The organism is Olsenella sp. oral taxon 809 str. F0356 (assembly GCF_000233535.1).
GTDB classification, from domain to species: domain Bacteria; phylum Actinomycetota; class Coriobacteriia; order Coriobacteriales; family Atopobiaceae; genus Olsenella_I; species Olsenella_I phocaeensis.
On record NZ_JH376563.1, the window covers coordinates 773,998 to 790,746 of the forward strand.

General features: G+C 67.9%; 13 protein-coding genes. 6 read left to right on the top strand and 7 right to left on the bottom strand.

Annotated features, from left to right (window positions below):
• The first annotated feature begins 109 nt into the window (after positions 1-109).
• The 3 genes from HMPREF1008_RS03580 (at position 110) to HMPREF1008_RS09815 (ending at position 2,971) form a co-directional block, all read left to right on the top strand.
• Positions 110-1,105, top strand: coding sequence for a zinc ribbon domain-containing protein (locus tag HMPREF1008_RS03580; RefSeq protein WP_009278470.1), 996 nt, complete (start codon positions 110-112; stop codon positions 1,103-1,105).
• 90 nt (positions 1,106-1,195) lie between these two features.
• On the top strand, positions 1,196-1,834 hold the full coding sequence (gene pyrE / locus HMPREF1008_RS03585; protein ID WP_009278471.1) for an orotate phosphoribosyltransferase: 639 nt from the start codon (positions 1,196-1,198) through the stop codon (positions 1,832-1,834).
• 120 nt (positions 1,835-1,954) lie between these two features.
• The gene (locus HMPREF1008_RS09815; RefSeq protein WP_232202826.1) at positions 1,955-2,971 is read left to right on the top strand and encodes a C39 family peptidase; all 1,017 of its coding nucleotides are present in this window, start codon (positions 1,955-1,957) and stop codon (positions 2,969-2,971) included.
• Between the two features lie 603 nt (positions 2,972-3,574).
• On the opposite strand, the gene gltA is transcribed toward HMPREF1008_RS09815, so the two are convergent.
• From gltA to pth, 4 genes are all read right to left on the bottom strand, one after another.
• The gene (gltA, locus tag HMPREF1008_RS03595) at positions 3,575-4,987 is read right to left on the bottom strand and encodes an NADPH-dependent glutamate synthase (RefSeq protein WP_009278473.1); all 1,413 of its coding nucleotides are present in this window, start codon (positions 4,985-4,987) and stop codon (positions 3,575-3,577) included.
• Positions 4,975-5,817, bottom strand: coding sequence for a sulfide/dihydroorotate dehydrogenase-like FAD/NAD-binding protein (locus HMPREF1008_RS03600; RefSeq protein ID WP_009278474.1), 843 nt, complete (start codon positions 5,815-5,817; stop codon positions 4,975-4,977). Before HMPREF1008_RS03600 ends, gltA begins: the two co-directional genes overlap by 13 nt.
• Before the next feature lie 185 nt (positions 5,818-6,002).
• Positions 6,003-6,377 carry a TMEM175 family protein gene (locus tag HMPREF1008_RS03605; protein ID WP_009278475.1) on the bottom strand — a complete coding sequence of 125 codons (375 nt, stop codon included), beginning with the start codon at positions 6,375-6,377 and terminating at the stop codon, positions 6,003-6,005.
• Between the two features lie 87 nt (positions 6,378-6,464).
• Entirely contained in the window at positions 6,465-7,049 is a 585-nt protein-coding gene (gene pth, locus HMPREF1008_RS03610) for an aminoacyl-tRNA hydrolase (RefSeq protein WP_009278476.1), read from the bottom strand.
• A 118-nt stretch (positions 7,050-7,167) separates the two neighbouring features.
• Here pth and pcp point away from each other — a divergent pair, with 118 nt between their 5' ends.
• Positions 7,168-7,779 (top strand): pyroglutamyl-peptidase I, encoded by a 612-nt coding sequence (gene pcp, locus HMPREF1008_RS03615; RefSeq protein WP_009278477.1) that lies wholly within the window; start codon positions 7,168-7,170, stop codon positions 7,777-7,779.
• A 290-nt stretch (positions 7,780-8,069) separates the two neighbouring features.
• On the opposite strand, the gene HMPREF1008_RS09820 is transcribed toward pcp, so the two are convergent.
• Complete coding sequence (locus tag HMPREF1008_RS09820) at positions 8,070-9,101, bottom strand: zinc ribbon domain-containing protein (protein ID WP_009278478.1); 1,032 nt, start codon at positions 9,099-9,101, stop codon at positions 8,070-8,072.
• A 127-nt stretch (positions 9,102-9,228) separates the two neighbouring features.
• Here HMPREF1008_RS09820 and HMPREF1008_RS03630 point away from each other — a divergent pair, with 127 nt between their 5' ends.
• On the top strand, positions 9,229-10,236 hold the full coding sequence (locus HMPREF1008_RS03630; protein ID WP_009278479.1) for a serine hydrolase: 1,008 nt from the start codon (positions 9,229-9,231) through the stop codon (positions 10,234-10,236).
• 195 nt (positions 10,237-10,431) lie between these two features.
• Here the strand turns inward: HMPREF1008_RS03630 and HMPREF1008_RS03635 are convergent, their stop codons facing one another.
• Positions 10,432-11,427, bottom strand: coding sequence for a ribose-phosphate pyrophosphokinase (locus HMPREF1008_RS03635; RefSeq protein WP_009278480.1), 996 nt, complete (start codon positions 11,425-11,427; stop codon positions 10,432-10,434).
• Positions 11,428-12,825, bottom strand: coding sequence for a bifunctional UDP-N-acetylglucosamine diphosphorylase/glucosamine-1-phosphate N-acetyltransferase GlmU (glmU, locus tag HMPREF1008_RS03640; protein WP_009278481.1), 1,398 nt, complete (start codon positions 12,823-12,825; stop codon positions 11,428-11,430). It lies immediately after the preceding gene.
• A 916-nt stretch (positions 12,826-13,741) separates the two neighbouring features.
• Here glmU and HMPREF1008_RS03645 point away from each other — a divergent pair.
• Complete coding sequence (locus HMPREF1008_RS03645; protein WP_009278482.1) at positions 13,742-16,540, top strand: magnesium-translocating P-type ATPase; 2,799 nt, start codon at positions 13,742-13,744, stop codon at positions 16,538-16,540.
• The last annotated feature ends 209 nt before the right edge of the window (positions 16,541-16,749 follow it).

Below are 16,749 nucleotides of genomic sequence, written 5' to 3' on the forward strand. Positions count from 1 at the left end.
GCCGGAGGCCTTGTTGGCCGCAGTGCAGGCCATCGGCGCCTCTCGACTGCGATACAGTAGGACGAGGCCGCCGTGCGGCCCTACGGCGCATGCGACGAGGGGAGCCGTCTTGTTCTGTCCCAACTGTGGCAACGAGGTCCAGCCCGGTCAGGCCTTCTGTGGCAACTGCGGGTTCAGGCTGGAGGCAGGGGAGAGGCCCGTTTCCGTTCGGCCCGAGGTGACGGCTCAGGACGCGGTGACGGTCCATCCGGAGGCCGTCGAACGACCGGTGCAGCCTGCGGCGGAGCCAGCGCAGCCTGCGCAGCCGGCGTCTGCGGTGCCCGCGCAGGCAGCGAATCCCGTTCCCGCCCAAGCCGCCCCCGACCCCTATGTGGCCGCAGCCGAGCCTGCCGCCGGCGCGACCGCTCCCGGCGCGCGTCACGCATATGGGACCGGCGACATCGTCACCCTCGCAGGCAAGGCCGTGGCGCTTCTCTCGCTCATCATGCCCTGTGTCACGTCACCCCTGATCAAGCTCACCGCCTCGGCCATGGGCTCGTCGTCCAGCCCCATCGCGTACCTCATGGGCGGGGTGTCGCCCGACGCCCTGAGGATGCTCTCGCTCTTCAGGGGCAGCTGGAACATGCCCGAGCTGCGTGGCACCGTGAGCCAGCTCAACCGCCTCGCCGGCCTCATGGCGGGCGCTGGTGACGTCGACCTCACCACCGCGGGCGTGCTCTCGAAGATTGGCACGTTCAATGCGGTCGTCACCGTCGCCTTCGTCGTCTGGGCGCTCATGCTCGTCGCCCTGTGCTTCTGCATCGTCAGGCCCTTCCTCAAGGTGGCCGGCAACGACAGGCTGCGGGCGCTCGAGGGCGCCGTCGACCTCCAGAAGGTCCTGATGGTTGGCGTGGGGGCGCTCTCGCTTCTGTGGTGCGCCTGCGTGATCTTCGCCAACGGGCAGATCGAGTCCCTCGCGGCAGGTGTGGGCGGCAGCCAGGTGGGTCAGGCGCTGGCCCTGGCGAAGCCTCTCGAGCTCACGTCCTGGCCCTGGGTCGCGGGCATCGCGTCCCTTCTCACGGCCTTCTGGCCCCAGCTGTCACGTCGTCTGGGGCTCGCGAGCTAGTTAGTTCCACCGGTCGGCGGGTCCCATGCGGTCGAGGGCCCGCCCGCACGCAACGGTACGGCAGGAAACCACGAGCACTTGGAGGCTCCCATGACCAGCAAGCAGGACATCGCTAAGGCGCTCCTTTCCATCAGGGCCGTGTTCCTGAGGCCCAACAAGCCCTTCACCTGGGCTTCCGGCATCAAGAGCCCCATCTATTGCGACAATCGCCTGACCCTGAGCTATCCCGAGGTCCGCACCCTGGTGGACGAGGCGCTTGCCGCTACCGCCAAGGAGCTGTATCCCGAGGTCCAGATGCTCATGGGCACCTCCACCGCCGGAATCGCGCACGCCGCCATCGCGGCGGACCGCCTGGGCATCCCCATGGGCTACGTTCGTGGCTCCGCCAAGGACCACGGGCGCCAGAACCAGATCGAGGGTCGCCTCGAGCCTGGCCAGAAGGTCGTGGTGATCGAGGACCTCATCTCGACCGGTGGAAGCGTCCTGGACTGCGTCAACCCCCTGCGGGAGGCGGGCGCGGACGTCCTGGGCGTCGTGAGCATCTTCACCTACGGCATGCGGCGCGGGCTTGACCGCCTGGCTGCGGCAAACGTCACCAACACCAGCCTCTGCGACCTGGACGCGCTGGTCGAGGTGGCCGAGGAGGAGGGCTACATCGAGCCTGGCGACAAGGCTCGCCTGCTCGCCTTCCGTGACGACCCCTCCGACCAGAGCTGGATGAGGGGGTAGCCCGGCGCGCCGCGCTTTGGAGTCCATGACTTGAGACGTGAGGGAAGGCATAGGGGGCAAGGGGAGAGAGGCTCCCGCCATGGCCGCGTCCGCTCCAGGAGGGCGACCGCGCGCTCTGCCGTGCGACGTCCGCTCGCCGCTGCCGTGAGGAGGATGCCTCCCCGGCCGCAGCGCATGGCCCGTCGCCTGCATCGCTGGCTCAGAAGGTCTCTGCTCTGGCTCATCGATGCCAGGCCGCTCTCGTACGGCGTGATGGCCTTGGGAGCGTTGTTGCTGGTGCTAGCCTTGCTGGGTCTGGGCTCCTGCGTGCATGGATGCGTGGCCGGTGGCGCAGGCGGCAGCGGGCGGGCGACGTCCGACGCGGGGTCCGCGGGCGAGGTGGCCGATGTCCGGAGCTGGCAGCTGCCTGCGAGCTTCGACGCGCAGCTCTCCTCTCGCCTGCAGGAGCTGGGGCGCGAGGATGTTCGCGTCGCAAAGGCGCTGGACAATCTTGACGCCTACGCGAAGGTGGGCAACGGTGGCGCGTACGAACAGCAGAAGCTGCTCAAGCTGGCGGCGGACGACCCCGCTGCCATCGACTTCGTCGCGGACCTGCCAGAGAGCTATCCGCGGGCCAGGTCCGAGGAGTATGCGTCCGGCGTGACCAAGGGCGTCGTGCCCCGGCTGTACCAGTGGGACAAGCGTTGGGGTTACACGGAGTACTGCGGCCGAGACTTTGGCACCACGGGCTGCTGTCCGACGTCGTTCTCGATGGTGTACATGGCCGTGACGGGGAAGACCGACGTTACGCCTGGCGTTGCGGGCGAGCTGGCGCAGGAGCTCGACATGGTGGACGACGACGCGGGTACCTACGGCGACTTCATCCCCACGGCGGCGGAGTGCTACGGGCTCGAGTGCCGGGAGGTGGGCAGGTCGGTCGAGGTGATCAAGGCTGAGCTGCAAAGCGGGCACGTGCTCATCGCCAACGTGGGACCGGGGGACTTCACCACGGCGGGCCACTTCATCGTGCTCACGGTTTGGAACGCGGACGGGAGCGTGTCCATCTGCGACCCGTACTCGTCGGTGAGGTCGGGACAGACCTGGGACCCGGAGCGCCTGGTCGGCCAGACGATGCGCCTGCATAGCTTCAAGCTGTAGTGGGGGCTGGGCGTGCGTGCCACTCGCTTGCGCCGGACACGCGCCAACGCACGCCATTGTCATCGAGCACGCAGTTGCGCACAGGTGTCGTCGTAAAAGTGCAGGTCAAATTTTTCGACATGTGCGTTGGGGCGTGCGGGATGAATTAGCTGTGCGTTGGGGCGTGCGCGACACGTGGAGACGTGCGTTGGAGCGTGCTTGATGCACGACGGTGCTCCGACCCCCTCCCACAACGTCCGATGCGTCGATTGGCTTCGCGACTACGTCCAACGCGTCAGTTAAATCGTCGACTACGTCCAACGCGTCTGAGCGCGAAATTTTACCTGCGGGTTTGCGAGGCGAGAGACGCGTTCGACGTACTCGGGAGTTTTGCGCGCGCGTTCGACGTAGCCGCGGTCAGATTGTGCGCGTTGGACGTACTTGCTGCCCAAGTGCGCGCGTTCGACGCACTCGCGCCCTGTCGCCTATCGTCCGCATACAAAAAGACCCAGGCGGAGAGAAAACCCTCCGTCGGGGTCCGAGTCTCAATCCAACTTCGTGGGCTCCTCTCGCCTGCACGAAGCCGAGTACGCTGCGTGCCTGCCGCGCCGCGTGTCTCGCCCGCTACTCGCCCTTGCCGGTGAGCGCGGCGGTCATGGCAGCGGCGGCCTTCTTGCCGGCGCCCATGGCCAGGATGACGGTGGCGGCACCGGTGACGATGTCTCCGCCGGCCCAGATTCTGGGGTTGCTCGTCTGGCCGTTCTCGTCGGCCTCGATGTAGCCCCACTTGTTGAGCCCCATGCCGCCGATCAGCTTGGCGAAGGGGTTCGCGTTGGTGCCGATGGCCGAGATGGCCACGTCGCAGGGAATCTCCTCGATCGCGCCCTCGATGGGCACGGGGCGGCGGCGGCCGGAGTCGTCGGGCTCGCCGAGCTCCATCTTCTGCACGCGCACGGCACAGACGTTGCCGTCCTCGCCGGCGACGAACTCCAGCGGCGAGACCAGGGGCATGACCTCGACGCCCTCGGCCCTGGCGTGGTGCAGCTCGGCCTTACGGGCGGGCATCTCGTCCTCGGTGCGTCGGTAGGCGATGACCGCGCGCTCGGCACCCAGGCGCTTCGCGGTGCGCACGGCGTCCATGGCCACATTGCCGCCGCCAAAGACGACGACGTTCTTGCCGTGCTTGGTGGGGGTGTCGTACTCGGGGAAGCCGTTGGCCTTCATCAGGTTGACGCGGGTGAGGTACTCGTTGGCGAAGAACACGTTGGGCAGGTTCTCGCCAGGGATGTTGAGGAACTTGGGCAGTCCGGCGCCGGTGGCCACGTAGATGGCGTCGAAGCCCTTCTCGCCCAGGAGCTCCTCCGCGTCGGCCAGGCGGCCCATGACGGAGTTGAACTCGAACTTGACGCCCATCTCCTTGAGCCCGTCAATCTCGCGCTTGACGACGGCCTTGGGAAGGCGGAACTCGGGAATGCCGTAGACCAGCACGCCGCCGCCGGTGAAGAAGGCCTCGAAGACGGTGACGTCGAAGCCGTTGCGGGCCAGCTCGCCGGCGCAGGTGATGCCGGAGGGGCCGGAGCCGATGACGGCGACCTTCATGCCGTTCTTGGGTGCCATCTGGGGTGCGCTGGCAAGCTCGGGCTGGTCGCCCAGGAAGCGCTCAAGCTGGCCGATGGCCACGGGATCGCCCTTCTTGCCGCGAATGCACATGCCCTCGCACTGGCTCTCCTGCGGGCAGACGCGGCCGCAGATGGCGGGGAGCATGGACTGCTCGCGGATGACGTCGAGTCCCTTGCCGTACTCCTTGTCGTAGATGGCCTCGATGAAGGCGGGGATGTTGATGTTGACGGGGCAGCCCTGGACGCAGAGGGGCTTCTTGCACCTCATGCAGCGCGCGGCCTCGGCCACGGCCATCTCCTCGGTGAAGCCCTTGTCGACGGGACGGAAGTCGAGCGCGCGCTCAGCGGCGGGCTCCTCGTTGTCTGCGGTGCGGGGCGCCTTCATGTCGGCGACCCAACGGCCGTTTACCTCTGGCATGCGCAGTTCGCCTCCTCATAGGCCTTGAGGGACTGGCCCTCCTCGGTGCGGTACGCGGCCTGACGGGCGCGCAGGTCGTTCCAGTCGACCTTGGTGGCGTCGAAGTCGGGGCCGTCGACGCAGGCGAACTTGGTCTGGCCGTCCACCTCGACGCGGCAGCAGCCGCACATGCCTGTACCGTCGACCATGATGGGGTTGAGCGAGGCGATGATGGGGGTGCCGTACTTCTCGGCAGTAAGGGTGGAGAACTTCATCATGGGCACGGGGCCGACGCAGAAGACCTGGTCGACGGCCTTGTCCTGGAGCAGGCGCTCCAGGGGTGCGGTGACGACGCCCTTCTCGCCATAGGAGCCGTCATCCGTGGTGATGTGGATGTGGTCCTCGGGCAGGATGGAGCGGAACTGCTCCTCGAGCAGCAGCAGGTCCTTGGTGCGGGCGCCCATGATGGCGTGGACCTCGTGGCCGGTTGCCGCGAGCTGGCGCGCGACGGGGAAGGCGATGGCCAGGCCCACGCCGCCGCCGATGACGGCCCACTTGCCGGGGCCCATCTCGGTGGGCTGGCCCAGGGGTCCGGTGACGTCCTGCAGCTCGTCGCCCGCCTCGTAGCTGGAGAGCATCTGGGTGGTCTTGCCGATCACCATGAAGATGAACTCGACCCAGCCCTCCTCGGGGTTCCAGTCCGCGAAGGTGAACGGCACGCGCTCGCCCTTCTCGTTGGCGCGCACCATGAGGAACTGGCCGGCATGCGCGTGCTTGGCCATCTCGGGCGCCTCGATGCGGAACTTGAACACCTTCTCCGAGAACTGAGTCTTCTCGAGGATCTTGTACATCAAATGGCTCCTCTCCTGAAGCATCATTCGTACAGCGGACTGGCGAGCCGCTCTCCCCCAATTGCGGCGGCCTCGTCCATTTTATGCTCAAAGGGTCCGCTTGCGTACGTAACTTCGCCTTTTGCCGATTTATTCAGCTCTGGTGAGAGGGGCGTCGCGGCCGTTGCCGCAGGGGAGTTCCGGTCCTACTCCGGACGGGCGTCCAGCGCCCTGCTGATGCGACAGTCGGGGACGAACCAGATGACGTTGACGATGAAGTACATGGCGAGGGCGACCCACGGGAGCCAGAGCGACACGATGGCACCCGCGGCATAGAGCAGGGCGTGGTTCGCCCACATCACCTTGCCGTTCACGTTCTTGATGACGTGGAGGAGGTGATGGTGGTTGCCCCAGTAGATGGCGATGACGATGAAGCTCATCAGGTAGCAGAGGAGGCTGGGGACGAAGGCGAGGAGGTCGCGGTAGGTCCCGCCGTCGGGGGCGTGGAAGGTCAGGAGGATGATGGTGATGAATATGGCGATGCAGCCATCCGAGAACGCCTCGAGCTTGTCGGTTTCCATGCGTTGCCCTCCCCCGGAATGCGGTCGCGCGAAGACGCCCGGCCGTTCCAGCGCTGTCCGTTTGGACGTGCCAGTCGTACGCGTCGTCTAGTCCCAGCTCACGTTCCCGTCGAGGCAGCGCTCGGCCAGGTCCGCCGCGTCTTGCGCGGTGAGCCTGAACTCGTCCAGGAAGCCGCCCTTGAGCTGGCGGAGGGCGTAGTCTGCCACGCTCATCTTTCCCGGGGGCCTGCCCACGCCGAAGCGCAGCCTGGCGAAGTCGCGCGTGCCCAGCTTGTCCGCGACGGAGCGGAGTCCGTTGTGCGCGTTGAGGCCACCGCCAAACTTGGCGCGCACCTGGCCCTGCGGGAGGTCCACCTCGTCGTGGACCACCAGGACCTCCTGCGGTCCCACGCGCAGCTCCCTCATGAGCTTCGAGAGCGGGCCGCCGCTGGTGTTCATGTAGCTCTGCGGCTTTGCGAGGACGACCTCGCGCGCCTCTCCCGCCGACGTCCAGCCGATGCGCGCGACGTCGCAGCCCGCCTGGCTCTTCCAGTAGCGCACGCCCGCGCGCTCGGCCAGCAGGTCGACGGTCGCGAAGCCCGCGTTGTGTCGGGTCTCGGCGTATTCGGGACCGGGGTTTCCCAGCCCGCAGATGAGGGAAATCTGCTTGGGTGCCTTGGGTGCCGCCTTCATGCCAGCCTCTCTTGCGTAGCCGTTCGTTGCAAAGAGCATAGCGCAGGGGAGAGGCACCTCGTCCAGGACCTGCGCTGTCGTATCATGCGGACGCAAGAGAGCGTCGGAAGGCGGTACCATGGGCAAGGTTCTTGTCACGGGCTTCGAGCCCTTTGGGGGAGAGGCGACTAACCCGTCCTGGGAGGCGGTCCGATCGCTTCCGGATACCATCCTGGGTAGGGAGCTCGTGCGCGTCGTGCTTCCCGTGGAGTTCGGCGGCGCCTTCGCGAGGCTGCGCGAGGAGCTGGAGGCCTGTGACGCCGAACTGGTGCTCTGCGTGGGCCAGGCGGGCGGGCGCTCCAAGGTCATGCCGGAGTTCGTGGGCATCAACTGGCGTGACGCACGCATTCCGGACAACGCCGGCAGGCAGCCCCTTGGCGAGCGCATCCTCGAGGGTGCCCCGGACGCGCTTTTCTCCACCCTGCCTGTGGCGGGCATGGCGCGCGCGGCCGCTGACGGCGGCGTGCCTGCGGCGGTCTCGTACACGGCCGGGACCTACGTGTGCAACGAGCTTCTCTTCTGCCTGTTGGACTGCCTGCGCGGCGGGAGGCCGGGCGTGAGGGGCGGCTTCGTCCACTTGCCCTACCTGCCCCAGCAGGCTGCGGCGCTTGGGTCGGACGTGCCCAGCATGTCGCTGGACGTTGCCACGCGTGGGCTTGAGCTCATGCTGGGGGCCTGCCTCGAGGCGTGAGGCGCGCCTCTCTCGCCTGACGTTTGCCGTGCACGCCATGCGTCACGCGCGCCATTGCCCGCGTACGGCTCATCGCTCACGCTCGAACGCACGCACCCGACCGCCGGGCACGCTCGAACGCACGCACGCCTCGTCGCTCACGCTCAAACGCACATGCCGCATCGCGTTTGCCCAGTTGATGGGACTGGCTCATGTGCGCAAGAGCGTGCTCGCTGGCAATCTCGTGCGTAACGGCGTGAACGTCGAACCATGCGCGCCCGGGTCCAGCGCCATCGCCTGCGCCTACGCTCCTACAGCGTGATCTGTGGGTACAGCTTCTCGTAGTCGTCCAGCGCTGCGTTCTTGTTGGAGCCGTCCAGGTTCCCGGCAGAGATCGGTCCCAAGATCTCTGACTGGTGGGGCTCCGGGTCCGGGTAGCGCAGGTCAACCTGCCAGGCGGAGTCCATCACCGTGACACGGCTCAGGTGGTCCTGGTAGCACTGGCGGATCTGCGAGAGCTGCGTGGTCCACGCGGACCCCTCCGGTGCCGTCATCTTGCCCAGGGAGTCCACCTTGCCTTGGAGCTCGACCTTGAGGCTGGAGCAGCTGCTGGCAAGGCTGCGCCTGAGGTCCATGTCCTTGGAGAGGAACGACGCGTTGAAGTTCGAGGCCGCGTCACGCACGCGCGCGTCGTAGTCGGAGAGCACGTTGTAGTACGAGACCAGGGAGTCGTGGAAGGCGCTGTCCTGCTGGTCGAGGGACTCCTTCTTGGCCTTCTCCTCCTGGGCCTCGGCCTCCTCTTCCTTCTTCTTGGCCTCTGCCTCGGCCCCCGCCTTGTCGTCCTCCTGCTTCCTCGAGGCGTCGCCGTTTGCCTCGCCATCGGAGTCACCCTGTTGCTGGCCCTGCTGGGCTTGCCCATCGTTGCCGCCCGTGCCCGTGCCCGACAGCCACGCGTGGGCGAGTGCGGCCACGAGGGCGAGGGCCACCAGCGCCGCCACGACGACGGCGATGACGACGATGGTCCTGTGGCGGTTGTCGCCGCCTGCGACGGCGGAGGTCGCCCGTGCATAGGGAGCCTGCGCAAACGCAGCCTGGGGATGGGGACTGCCGGGCCCCACGGGCACGTAAGGCTGGGCTCCCGCAGGCTGCATGGGAGCGGCCTCCCCGGGAGCCGCGAGCCGCTGCGTCTGGTCGGGCTGGGGCTCCGTTGCCGAAGCGTCACTCGTGGGCTCGGTAGCGCCGCCGTCGACGTGGGCCTGCACGGGCGCTCCGCAGTTGGTGCAGAAGCGGGCGCCCTCCTGGAGGGGAGCCCCGCAGTTGACGCAAAAGTTGTTTCCGGCCATCGCTTCCTCCGTGAGCTCGCGTGGGCAAGGCTTCATGGCAGGTACCATGGTTGGCTGGGCTATCGTCCGACCCGTCCGCGCCTCGAGGCGCCCGAACGTCAAAGACCTGCGTACGTGAGGCGTGAACATGCACCATTCCAGAATAGCCCTTGTCGCCCTCGCCACCCTCGCGGCAGTCGCCCCCTGCCTCCTGGGCGCCTGCTCGCCTCGGGTCGTGAGTGGCCCGGGCGCGGCGGAAGGCCAGGCAAGCCAGCCTGGCGCGTCGGACCAGGCCACGGCGGGACAGAAGACGGCGTGGCCCACGGTGAGCGACGCGTCCCCGGGCGACTCCTCGTCGGGCACGTGGCCGCGGGACTCAGCCCCCATCCAGGCGGCGGTCGAGGCGGCGCTCGCCGGCCACTCCGGAAGCGCCTACGTCGCCTACGAGTCGGTGGATGGCAGCACCACGGGATTCTCCCTTGGGGGAGAGGAGCGCGTCCCCTCGGCCAGCATGATAAAGACTGCGGTCATGGCGACGCTCTTGCAGGAGGCCCAGGACGGCCGCATCTCGCTTGCGGATGGCACCATCCTGCGCGGTCAGGACCGCGTGGAGGGCTCGGGCGTGGTGCAGGACATGCGCGCGGGCACCTGGCTCAGCTATGGGCAGCTTGCGGCATACATGATCGGACAGAGCGACAACATGGCCACCAACCTGCTCATCGACGCCCTGGGCATGGATGCGGTGAACGAGGAGTGCCAGCGGCTTGGGCTTGCCGACACGAGCCTCCGCCGCAAGATGATGGACACGGCTGCGGCCACCTCCGGGCGCGAGAACTACACGAGCGCGAGCGACCAGGCGAGGCTGCTGCTCATGGTGGCGCGCGGGGAGCTCGTGAGCCCTGAGGCCTCCGAGCGCGCCTTGGGTTGGCTCGAGGACCAGGCGGACACGCGAGGCCTGGCGCAGGGGCTGCCGGATGGGGTCGCGTTCGCGCACAAGACGGGGAGCTTGGACGGCGTGCGCCACGACGGCGGCATCGTCCTGGGAGACCACCCCTACGTGTTCGTCGTCATGACCACGGGGATGGACCAGGGCCAGGCGGACGCTCTCATGGCGCGCGTCTCGACCGCCGTCTGGGAGGCGGTGCGGGAGCCCTAGCCCCCCGGCGCGGACGCAGGCCGTTCTCGCCTGCACGCCGCACCCCATCGTCGCGCGCCCTCGCCCCACTTCCCAGAGAAGAAGGGCGCTCCGGCCGAAGCCGGGGCGTCCAAGGGGTCGAGCTCAGGAACCGAAGCAAGCTACAGGGCGCATGTTGCCCATGCTCGCTGCCGGTGGTTTGCGCTTCTGGCAGCGCTACATCTCGGAGTTGCCGCCAAACACGCCGGACACGGGGGTGTTCACGTACACGGCGTAGATCGCGTCGGCCAGCTCCTGCGCGACGGACACGGTCTTGATCTTGGAGCCGGGCTGGTTGGCCACAGCGCAGGGGATGGCGTCAGACACCACGCACTCCACGATGGGGGCGCTCTCGATGCGCTCGACGGCCTGGCCCGAGAAGATGCCATGGGTGGCGCTGATGTAGATGTCGCCCGCGCCCATCTCCTTGAGCTTGTTGATCGACCCCACCAGGGTGCCCGCGGTGTCGATCATGTCGTCGTTGATGATGCAGGTCTTGCCCTTGATGTTGCCAATGATGCCCATGACCTCGGCGGCGTTGTGCTTGGGACGGCTCTTGTGGGCGATGGCGACCTCGCAGCCCAGGTAGTCGCTGAGCTTCTTGGCGACCTTCGCGCGGCCCATGTCGGGCGAGACCACGACGGTGTTCTCCCAGTCGAAGTCCTTCTCCTTGAAGTAGTCGCCAAAGAGGTAGAGGGCGGTGAGGTGGGTCACGGGGATGTCGAAGAAGCCCTGGATCTGGTTGGAGTGCAGGTCAAGCGTGATCACGCGGTCCACACCGGCGGCCTCGAGCAGGTTGGCCACCAGGCGGGCGGTGATGGGCTCGCGCGGCGCGGCCTTGCGGTCCTGGCGCGCGTAGCCGTAGTGGGGGATGACCACGGTGAAGTTGTCCGCGGAGGCGCGCGTGGCCGCGTCTGCCACGATCAGCGTCTCCATGAGCAGGTCGTTGACGTTGGGGCCGGCCAGGGTCTGGATGAAGAAGACCTCGTCGCCGCGGACGGACTCCACGAAGCGCGCGTAGGTCTCGCCGTTTGCGAACTTCTCCAGGTGCAGGCCCTGCAGTTCGAGGTGCAGGATCTTGGCGACCCGCTTCGACAGCTCCGGGTTACCGGTGCCGGAGAAGAGCTTTATCTCCTTCTCGACGTTGAGCGGCTTGCACAGGTTCTCGTACATCTACTCCTCTTTCCCAAGTCTCTCCCAGTACTGATCCGCCCAGCCCTCCTGGACGTACTGCCTCGAGCGCTCCAGCGAGAGGGCTCCCGCCGGCACGTCTCTGGTGATGCACGAACTCGCGCCGATGAGCGCGTTGTCGCCAATGGTCACGGGGGCCACCATCATGGTGTCGGAGCCCACGAAGACGTGGTCTCCGATCTGGGTGTGGCTCTTGTGCTTCCCGTCGTAGTTGCAGGTGATGGAGCCGCCGCCGATGTTGACGTCGCGGCCTAGGGTCGCGTCACCGATGTAGGAGAGGTGCGGCACCTTCGAGTTCTCGCCCACCTCGGAGCCCTTTATCTCGACGTGGGTGCCTGCCTTGGCACCCTTGTGGAAGTGGGCGCCGCCGCGCAGGTAGGCGCGCGGGCCACACTTGACCTCGTCGTCGATCGCGGAGTCCACGATGATCGTCTCGTCCACCAGGCAGCCGTCGCCCACGCTCGCGTTGACGAGCCGGCTGTTGGGGCCCACGACGCAGTCGGAGCCCACGTGGCTCCTTCCCCACACGAAGGTCTGGGGCAGGAGCTCGGTGTCCTGGCCGACGGTCGCCTCGGGTCCCACCCAGACCTGCTCGGGGTCCATCATGGTGACGCCGGCGGCCATGAGGCCCTCGTTGATGCGGCGCTGCATGATCTTGGTCACGGCGGCGAGCTGCGATCGGCTGTTGACGCCCAGGAGCTCGCCGGCGTCCTCGCAGTGCACGGCGCTCACGGGCTCGCCCATCTGGGCGTAGATGCCCACCATGTCGGTGATGTAGTACTCGCCCTGGACGTTGTCGTTGCCGATCTTGTCCAGGTTCTGGGTCAGGCGGCGTCCGCAGAAGCAGTAGAGGCCGGAGTTGCACTCCCTGAGGGCCTCGCGCTGCCCGGGGGTGCAGTCCTTGTGCTCGATGATGGCCTTGACCTGGCCGTCCTCGCTCAGGATGCGGCCGTAGCCCGTGGGGTCGTCCGGCGTCATGGTGAGCACGGTGCACGCGGCGTGCGTGTCTCTCGCCTGGTCGATGAGCGACCTGATGGTCTGGGGGCGCACCAGCGGGGTGTCGCCGTACATCACCACGGTGGGTCCCTCGAAGGCACCGAGGGCGTCGCGCGCCACGCGGACGGCATGGCCGGTGCCCAGGCGCTCGGCCTGCTCGACGAACTCGACGCTTGCGCCCAGCTCGTCATGGGCGAAGTAGTCGCGCACCTCGTCGGCGCCGTTGCCCACGACTACGACGATGCGCTCGACCCCCGCCTTGCGGGCGGAGTCGGCGGCCCACCAGATCATGGGGTGGTCGAGCATCTTGTGCATTACCTTGGGATGGCGAGACTTCATGCGCGTTCCCTCGCCGGCGGCGAGGATGATCGCGGTTACGGGCATGTAGGGCCTCCAACGATGAACGGTCTCGGTTTTGCCGCGTCGCGGCAGGACACGGCAGTCTCATCATAACGCGCTCGCGTTGTCGGGGAGAAACGTCGGTTTGCGGGCAGCGGATTGCTCAGACGATGAACACATGGGAACGCGCGGGTGCCATGGGGTACGGGGTGAGGCGTCGTGCCGACCATCCGAGGCTCGTGTGCGTAATGCCGCGCCGGCATTGGGGGCTCGCATGTCTTCCACATCCCGCGATGGCGTGCGAGCCCCGTGTGGCGTGCGAGCCCCGAAGTGAGTGGTTCCGCCCCTCTCGGCTGCGCAAGAATCACCCACTTCGACCTCGGCGTGGTCGTCCGCCCACCCACATCGGCGTTCCGGCGCGCCGCGGGCGAAGTGGGTTGTTGCAAGGCTCCGCCAGGCGAGAGAACCACCCACCTTGGGCCTGCGGTAGCAACCTACCACCCACTTCAAACTTGCGGCGGCATCTTGTCCGCTCACATTGTCACCTTTGCGCGGGAAGCCCGGGGCGGGTTCCTCTCGTCAGCCCAAAGCGATCCTTCTGCCGGATCGAGACGGCCCGCCGGGCTTGCCTTTGGCGGTGAAGGGGTTCAAGATGGTCCGTGCTCGGGTATACACGCGTCGAGGCATGGGCACGCAGCGAACCCGCGTGCCGCACACGCCGTTGCGCCAGGGATGGCCCGGCAGGCTTTCAGGCAAGGCGAGAGGGACGGGAGTCCCCGACCCCAAGGAGGTGCTCCATGGACGTCGGTCTTGGTCACAGTCGATCATGTAATTTCCGAGAGGGGGCGCCTGCCCGCGCCTTTGTCGCGTCGCGTCTGAGCTAGCAAGCCCGAGTGCATGCGCCCCCTGACCCTGGTTTCCGCCATGCAGGCGGGACCAGCTGGAGGGAGGGGGCCATAGCATGTCCCTGATCAACGTCGGCACTGCTGGGGAGCTGAGGCTCTCCTGGCTGCGCCACCTCGCAACCCTGTCCATCGACCAGGCGTTCGACGAGCTCAAGAGCCATGAGGCGGGCCTCGGGCCCGAGGAGGTCGAGGAGTCCCGCGCCGAGTGGGGCACCAACGTGGTGGGCGCGCCCGACCGGCCGTCCGTCTTCTCTCGTCTGCTGTCTGTGTTCTCGGACCCCTTCACCGACATCCTCGTCGTGCTGGCCATCGTCTCGTTCGTGACTGACGTCGCATTTGCCCAGCCTGGCCAGCGCGACCCATCCACTACCCTCATCATCCTGGTCATGGTGGGCATCTCGGTCCTCATGCGTGAGGTGCAGGAGCGTCGCAGCGCAAACGCCGCAGAGGCGCTGGCGCGCTCGATCCAGACCACCTGCTGCGTCGAGCGCGCGGACGCCGGACGCGCCGAGCTCCCGCTCGACCAAGTCGTGGTAGGCGACGTCATCCACCTGCGCGCGGGCGACATCGTCCCCGCCGACGTGCGCCTCACCCACGCGCGCGACCTCTTCGTCAGCCAGGCCTCCCTCACGGGCGAGAGCGCTCCCGTCGAGCGCTGCGCCGCCGCGCTGGACGAGTGCGCTGCCGCCAGCCGGGAGGTCACCGACCTGCCCAACGTCGCCCTCATGGGGTCCACCGTCATCTCGGGCGGGGCTAGCTGCGTCGTGGTCGCCGTGGGAGAGGGGACCGCCTTCGGACGCGTTGCCAGCTCGCTTGGAGAGGTGCGTCCCAAGGGCGCCTACCAGCGCAGCCTTGACGAGGTTGGCGCGCTCTTCATGAGGATGACCCTGGTCATCGCCCCTCTGGTCCTGCTTGCGAACGGCCTCACCAAGGGGGACTGGCTCGCCGCCCTGCTCTTCGCCTCGAGCGTCGCCGTGGGACTCACGCCCGAGATGCTGCCCATGATCGTGACCGCCTGCCTGGCCAAGGGCGCTCAGGACCTGAGCCGCGGCAAGGCCATCGTGAAGCGCCTCGACGCCGTGCAGAACCTGGGTTCGATCGACGTCCTCTGCACCGACAAGACGGGCACCCTCACCGAGAACCGCGTCGTCCTGGAGCGCCACCTAGACGCCCTGGGCCGGGAGGACGACCGCGTGCTCTTCGAGGCCTTCCTCAACAGCTTCTTCGAGACCGGCCTGCGCAACCTCGTCGACTCCGCCATCATCCGCCGCACGCAGGAGCTGAGCGCGGCGGCGAGGGACGCGGGCGAGAGTGACGAGGCCGGCGTGGTCGCGACTGGCGTCGCCATGACGTCGGGTGCGCGCGACCTGCCCAGCGCCGACGAGCTCGCCGAGCGCTACACGCTGGTGGACGAGCTTCCCTTCGACTTCGAGCGTCGCCTGGTGAGCGTCGTGGTGGGGGACGAGCGGGGCAGGACCCACATGATCACCAAGGGCGCGGTCGAGGAAGTGCTCGCGGCCTGCAGCGAGGTCGACCTGGGCGGGGAGGCGTGCGCGCTGGGTGACGACCTGCGCACGCAGGTCATGGAGCGGGCGGCGGCCATGGCGAGCGAGGGCATGCGCGTCCTCGGCGTGGCGCGCAAGGCCGAGCCTGCGGGCGTGCGCGTCCTGAGCACCAAGGACGAGCGCGACATGCGCTTCATCGGCTTCCTCGCCTTCCTCGACCCGCCCAAGGAGTCGAGCAAGACCGCCATCGCCGCCCTGGCCTCGCACGGCGTGGGGACCAAGGTGCTCACGGGGGATTCCGCCCGAGTCGCCGTCCACGTGTGCCGTGCCATCGGCCTGGACGTGGGCGGCGTGCTGGAGGGGTCAGACGTGGAGGCCATGGACGACGCCCGGCTTGCGCAGGCGGCCGAGGACGTCACCGTGTTCGCCAAGCTCGCGCCCGACCAGAAGGCTCGTGTGGTGGCCGCGCTGCGTGCCAACGGACACGTGGTGGGCTACATGGGGGATGGCGTGAACGACGCCCCCGCCATGCGCCAGAGCGACTGTGGCATCAGCGTGGAGGGGGCGACCGACGTCGCGCGCGAGACGGCGGACATCATCCTCCTCGAGAAGGACCTCATGGTGCTGGAGAGGGGCATCATGGCCGGTCGTCACACCTTCGCAAACATGGAGAAGTACGTGCGCATCGCTGCCAGCTCGAACTTCGGGAACGTCTTCAGCGTGCTCGCCGCGTCGTTGTTCCTGCCCTTCCTGCCCATGCGTGCCACCCAGATGCTCCTGCTCAACCTGCTCTCCGACATCGCCTGCACGGCGATTCCCTGGGACAACGTGGACGAGGAGTCCGTGGCCGCGCCCAACGGCTGGGACGTGGGCTCGCTGGGCGGCTACATGAGGCGGATCGGGCCCGTGAGCTCGGCGTTCGACCTTCTCACCTTTGGCCTGCTCTTCTTCTGGGTCTGCCCTGCCGTCGCGGGTGGCAGTTGGGCGGAGCTCGCGGCGGCCGGCGCGGGGATGGCGGCACGGCGCGCCCTCTTCGTGGCGGTCTTCCAGGGCGCCTGGTTCACGGAGAGCCTGGTCACGCAGCTCCTGGCCGTGCAGGTCATGCGCACGCGCAGGCTGCCCTTCGTCCAGAGCCGCGCCTCCTGGCGCGTGACCCTGGTCGCCGTCGCGGTGGCGCTCCTGGGTGCATGGCTGCCCCTCTCGCCTCTGGCCGAGCCGCTGGACTTCGTCGCGCTTCCCGCGTGGGGGCTGGGGGTCGTGGCCGTCGTCTGCGTGGCGTACGCGCTTGCGGCAATGGTGGCGAACCGCCTCGTCCTCGTGCGGGGCGTGCGGGGGAGTGCCCGTGGCTAGCGACTGGCCTCGGCTCGCCTGCTGACCCACGACCTACTTGCTGGTCCGCGACCCACTTCGGGCCTTCCGCGTGCCGGATTCGAAGTGGGTTGGTGGACGACCATGGCGGGCTCGAAGTGGGTGGGCGAGCTGCCGTGCCATGCTCGAAGTGGGCGGGCGAGTCGTCACGCCACGTCCGAAGTGGGTGGTTTTCTCGCGGGCGAGAAGGG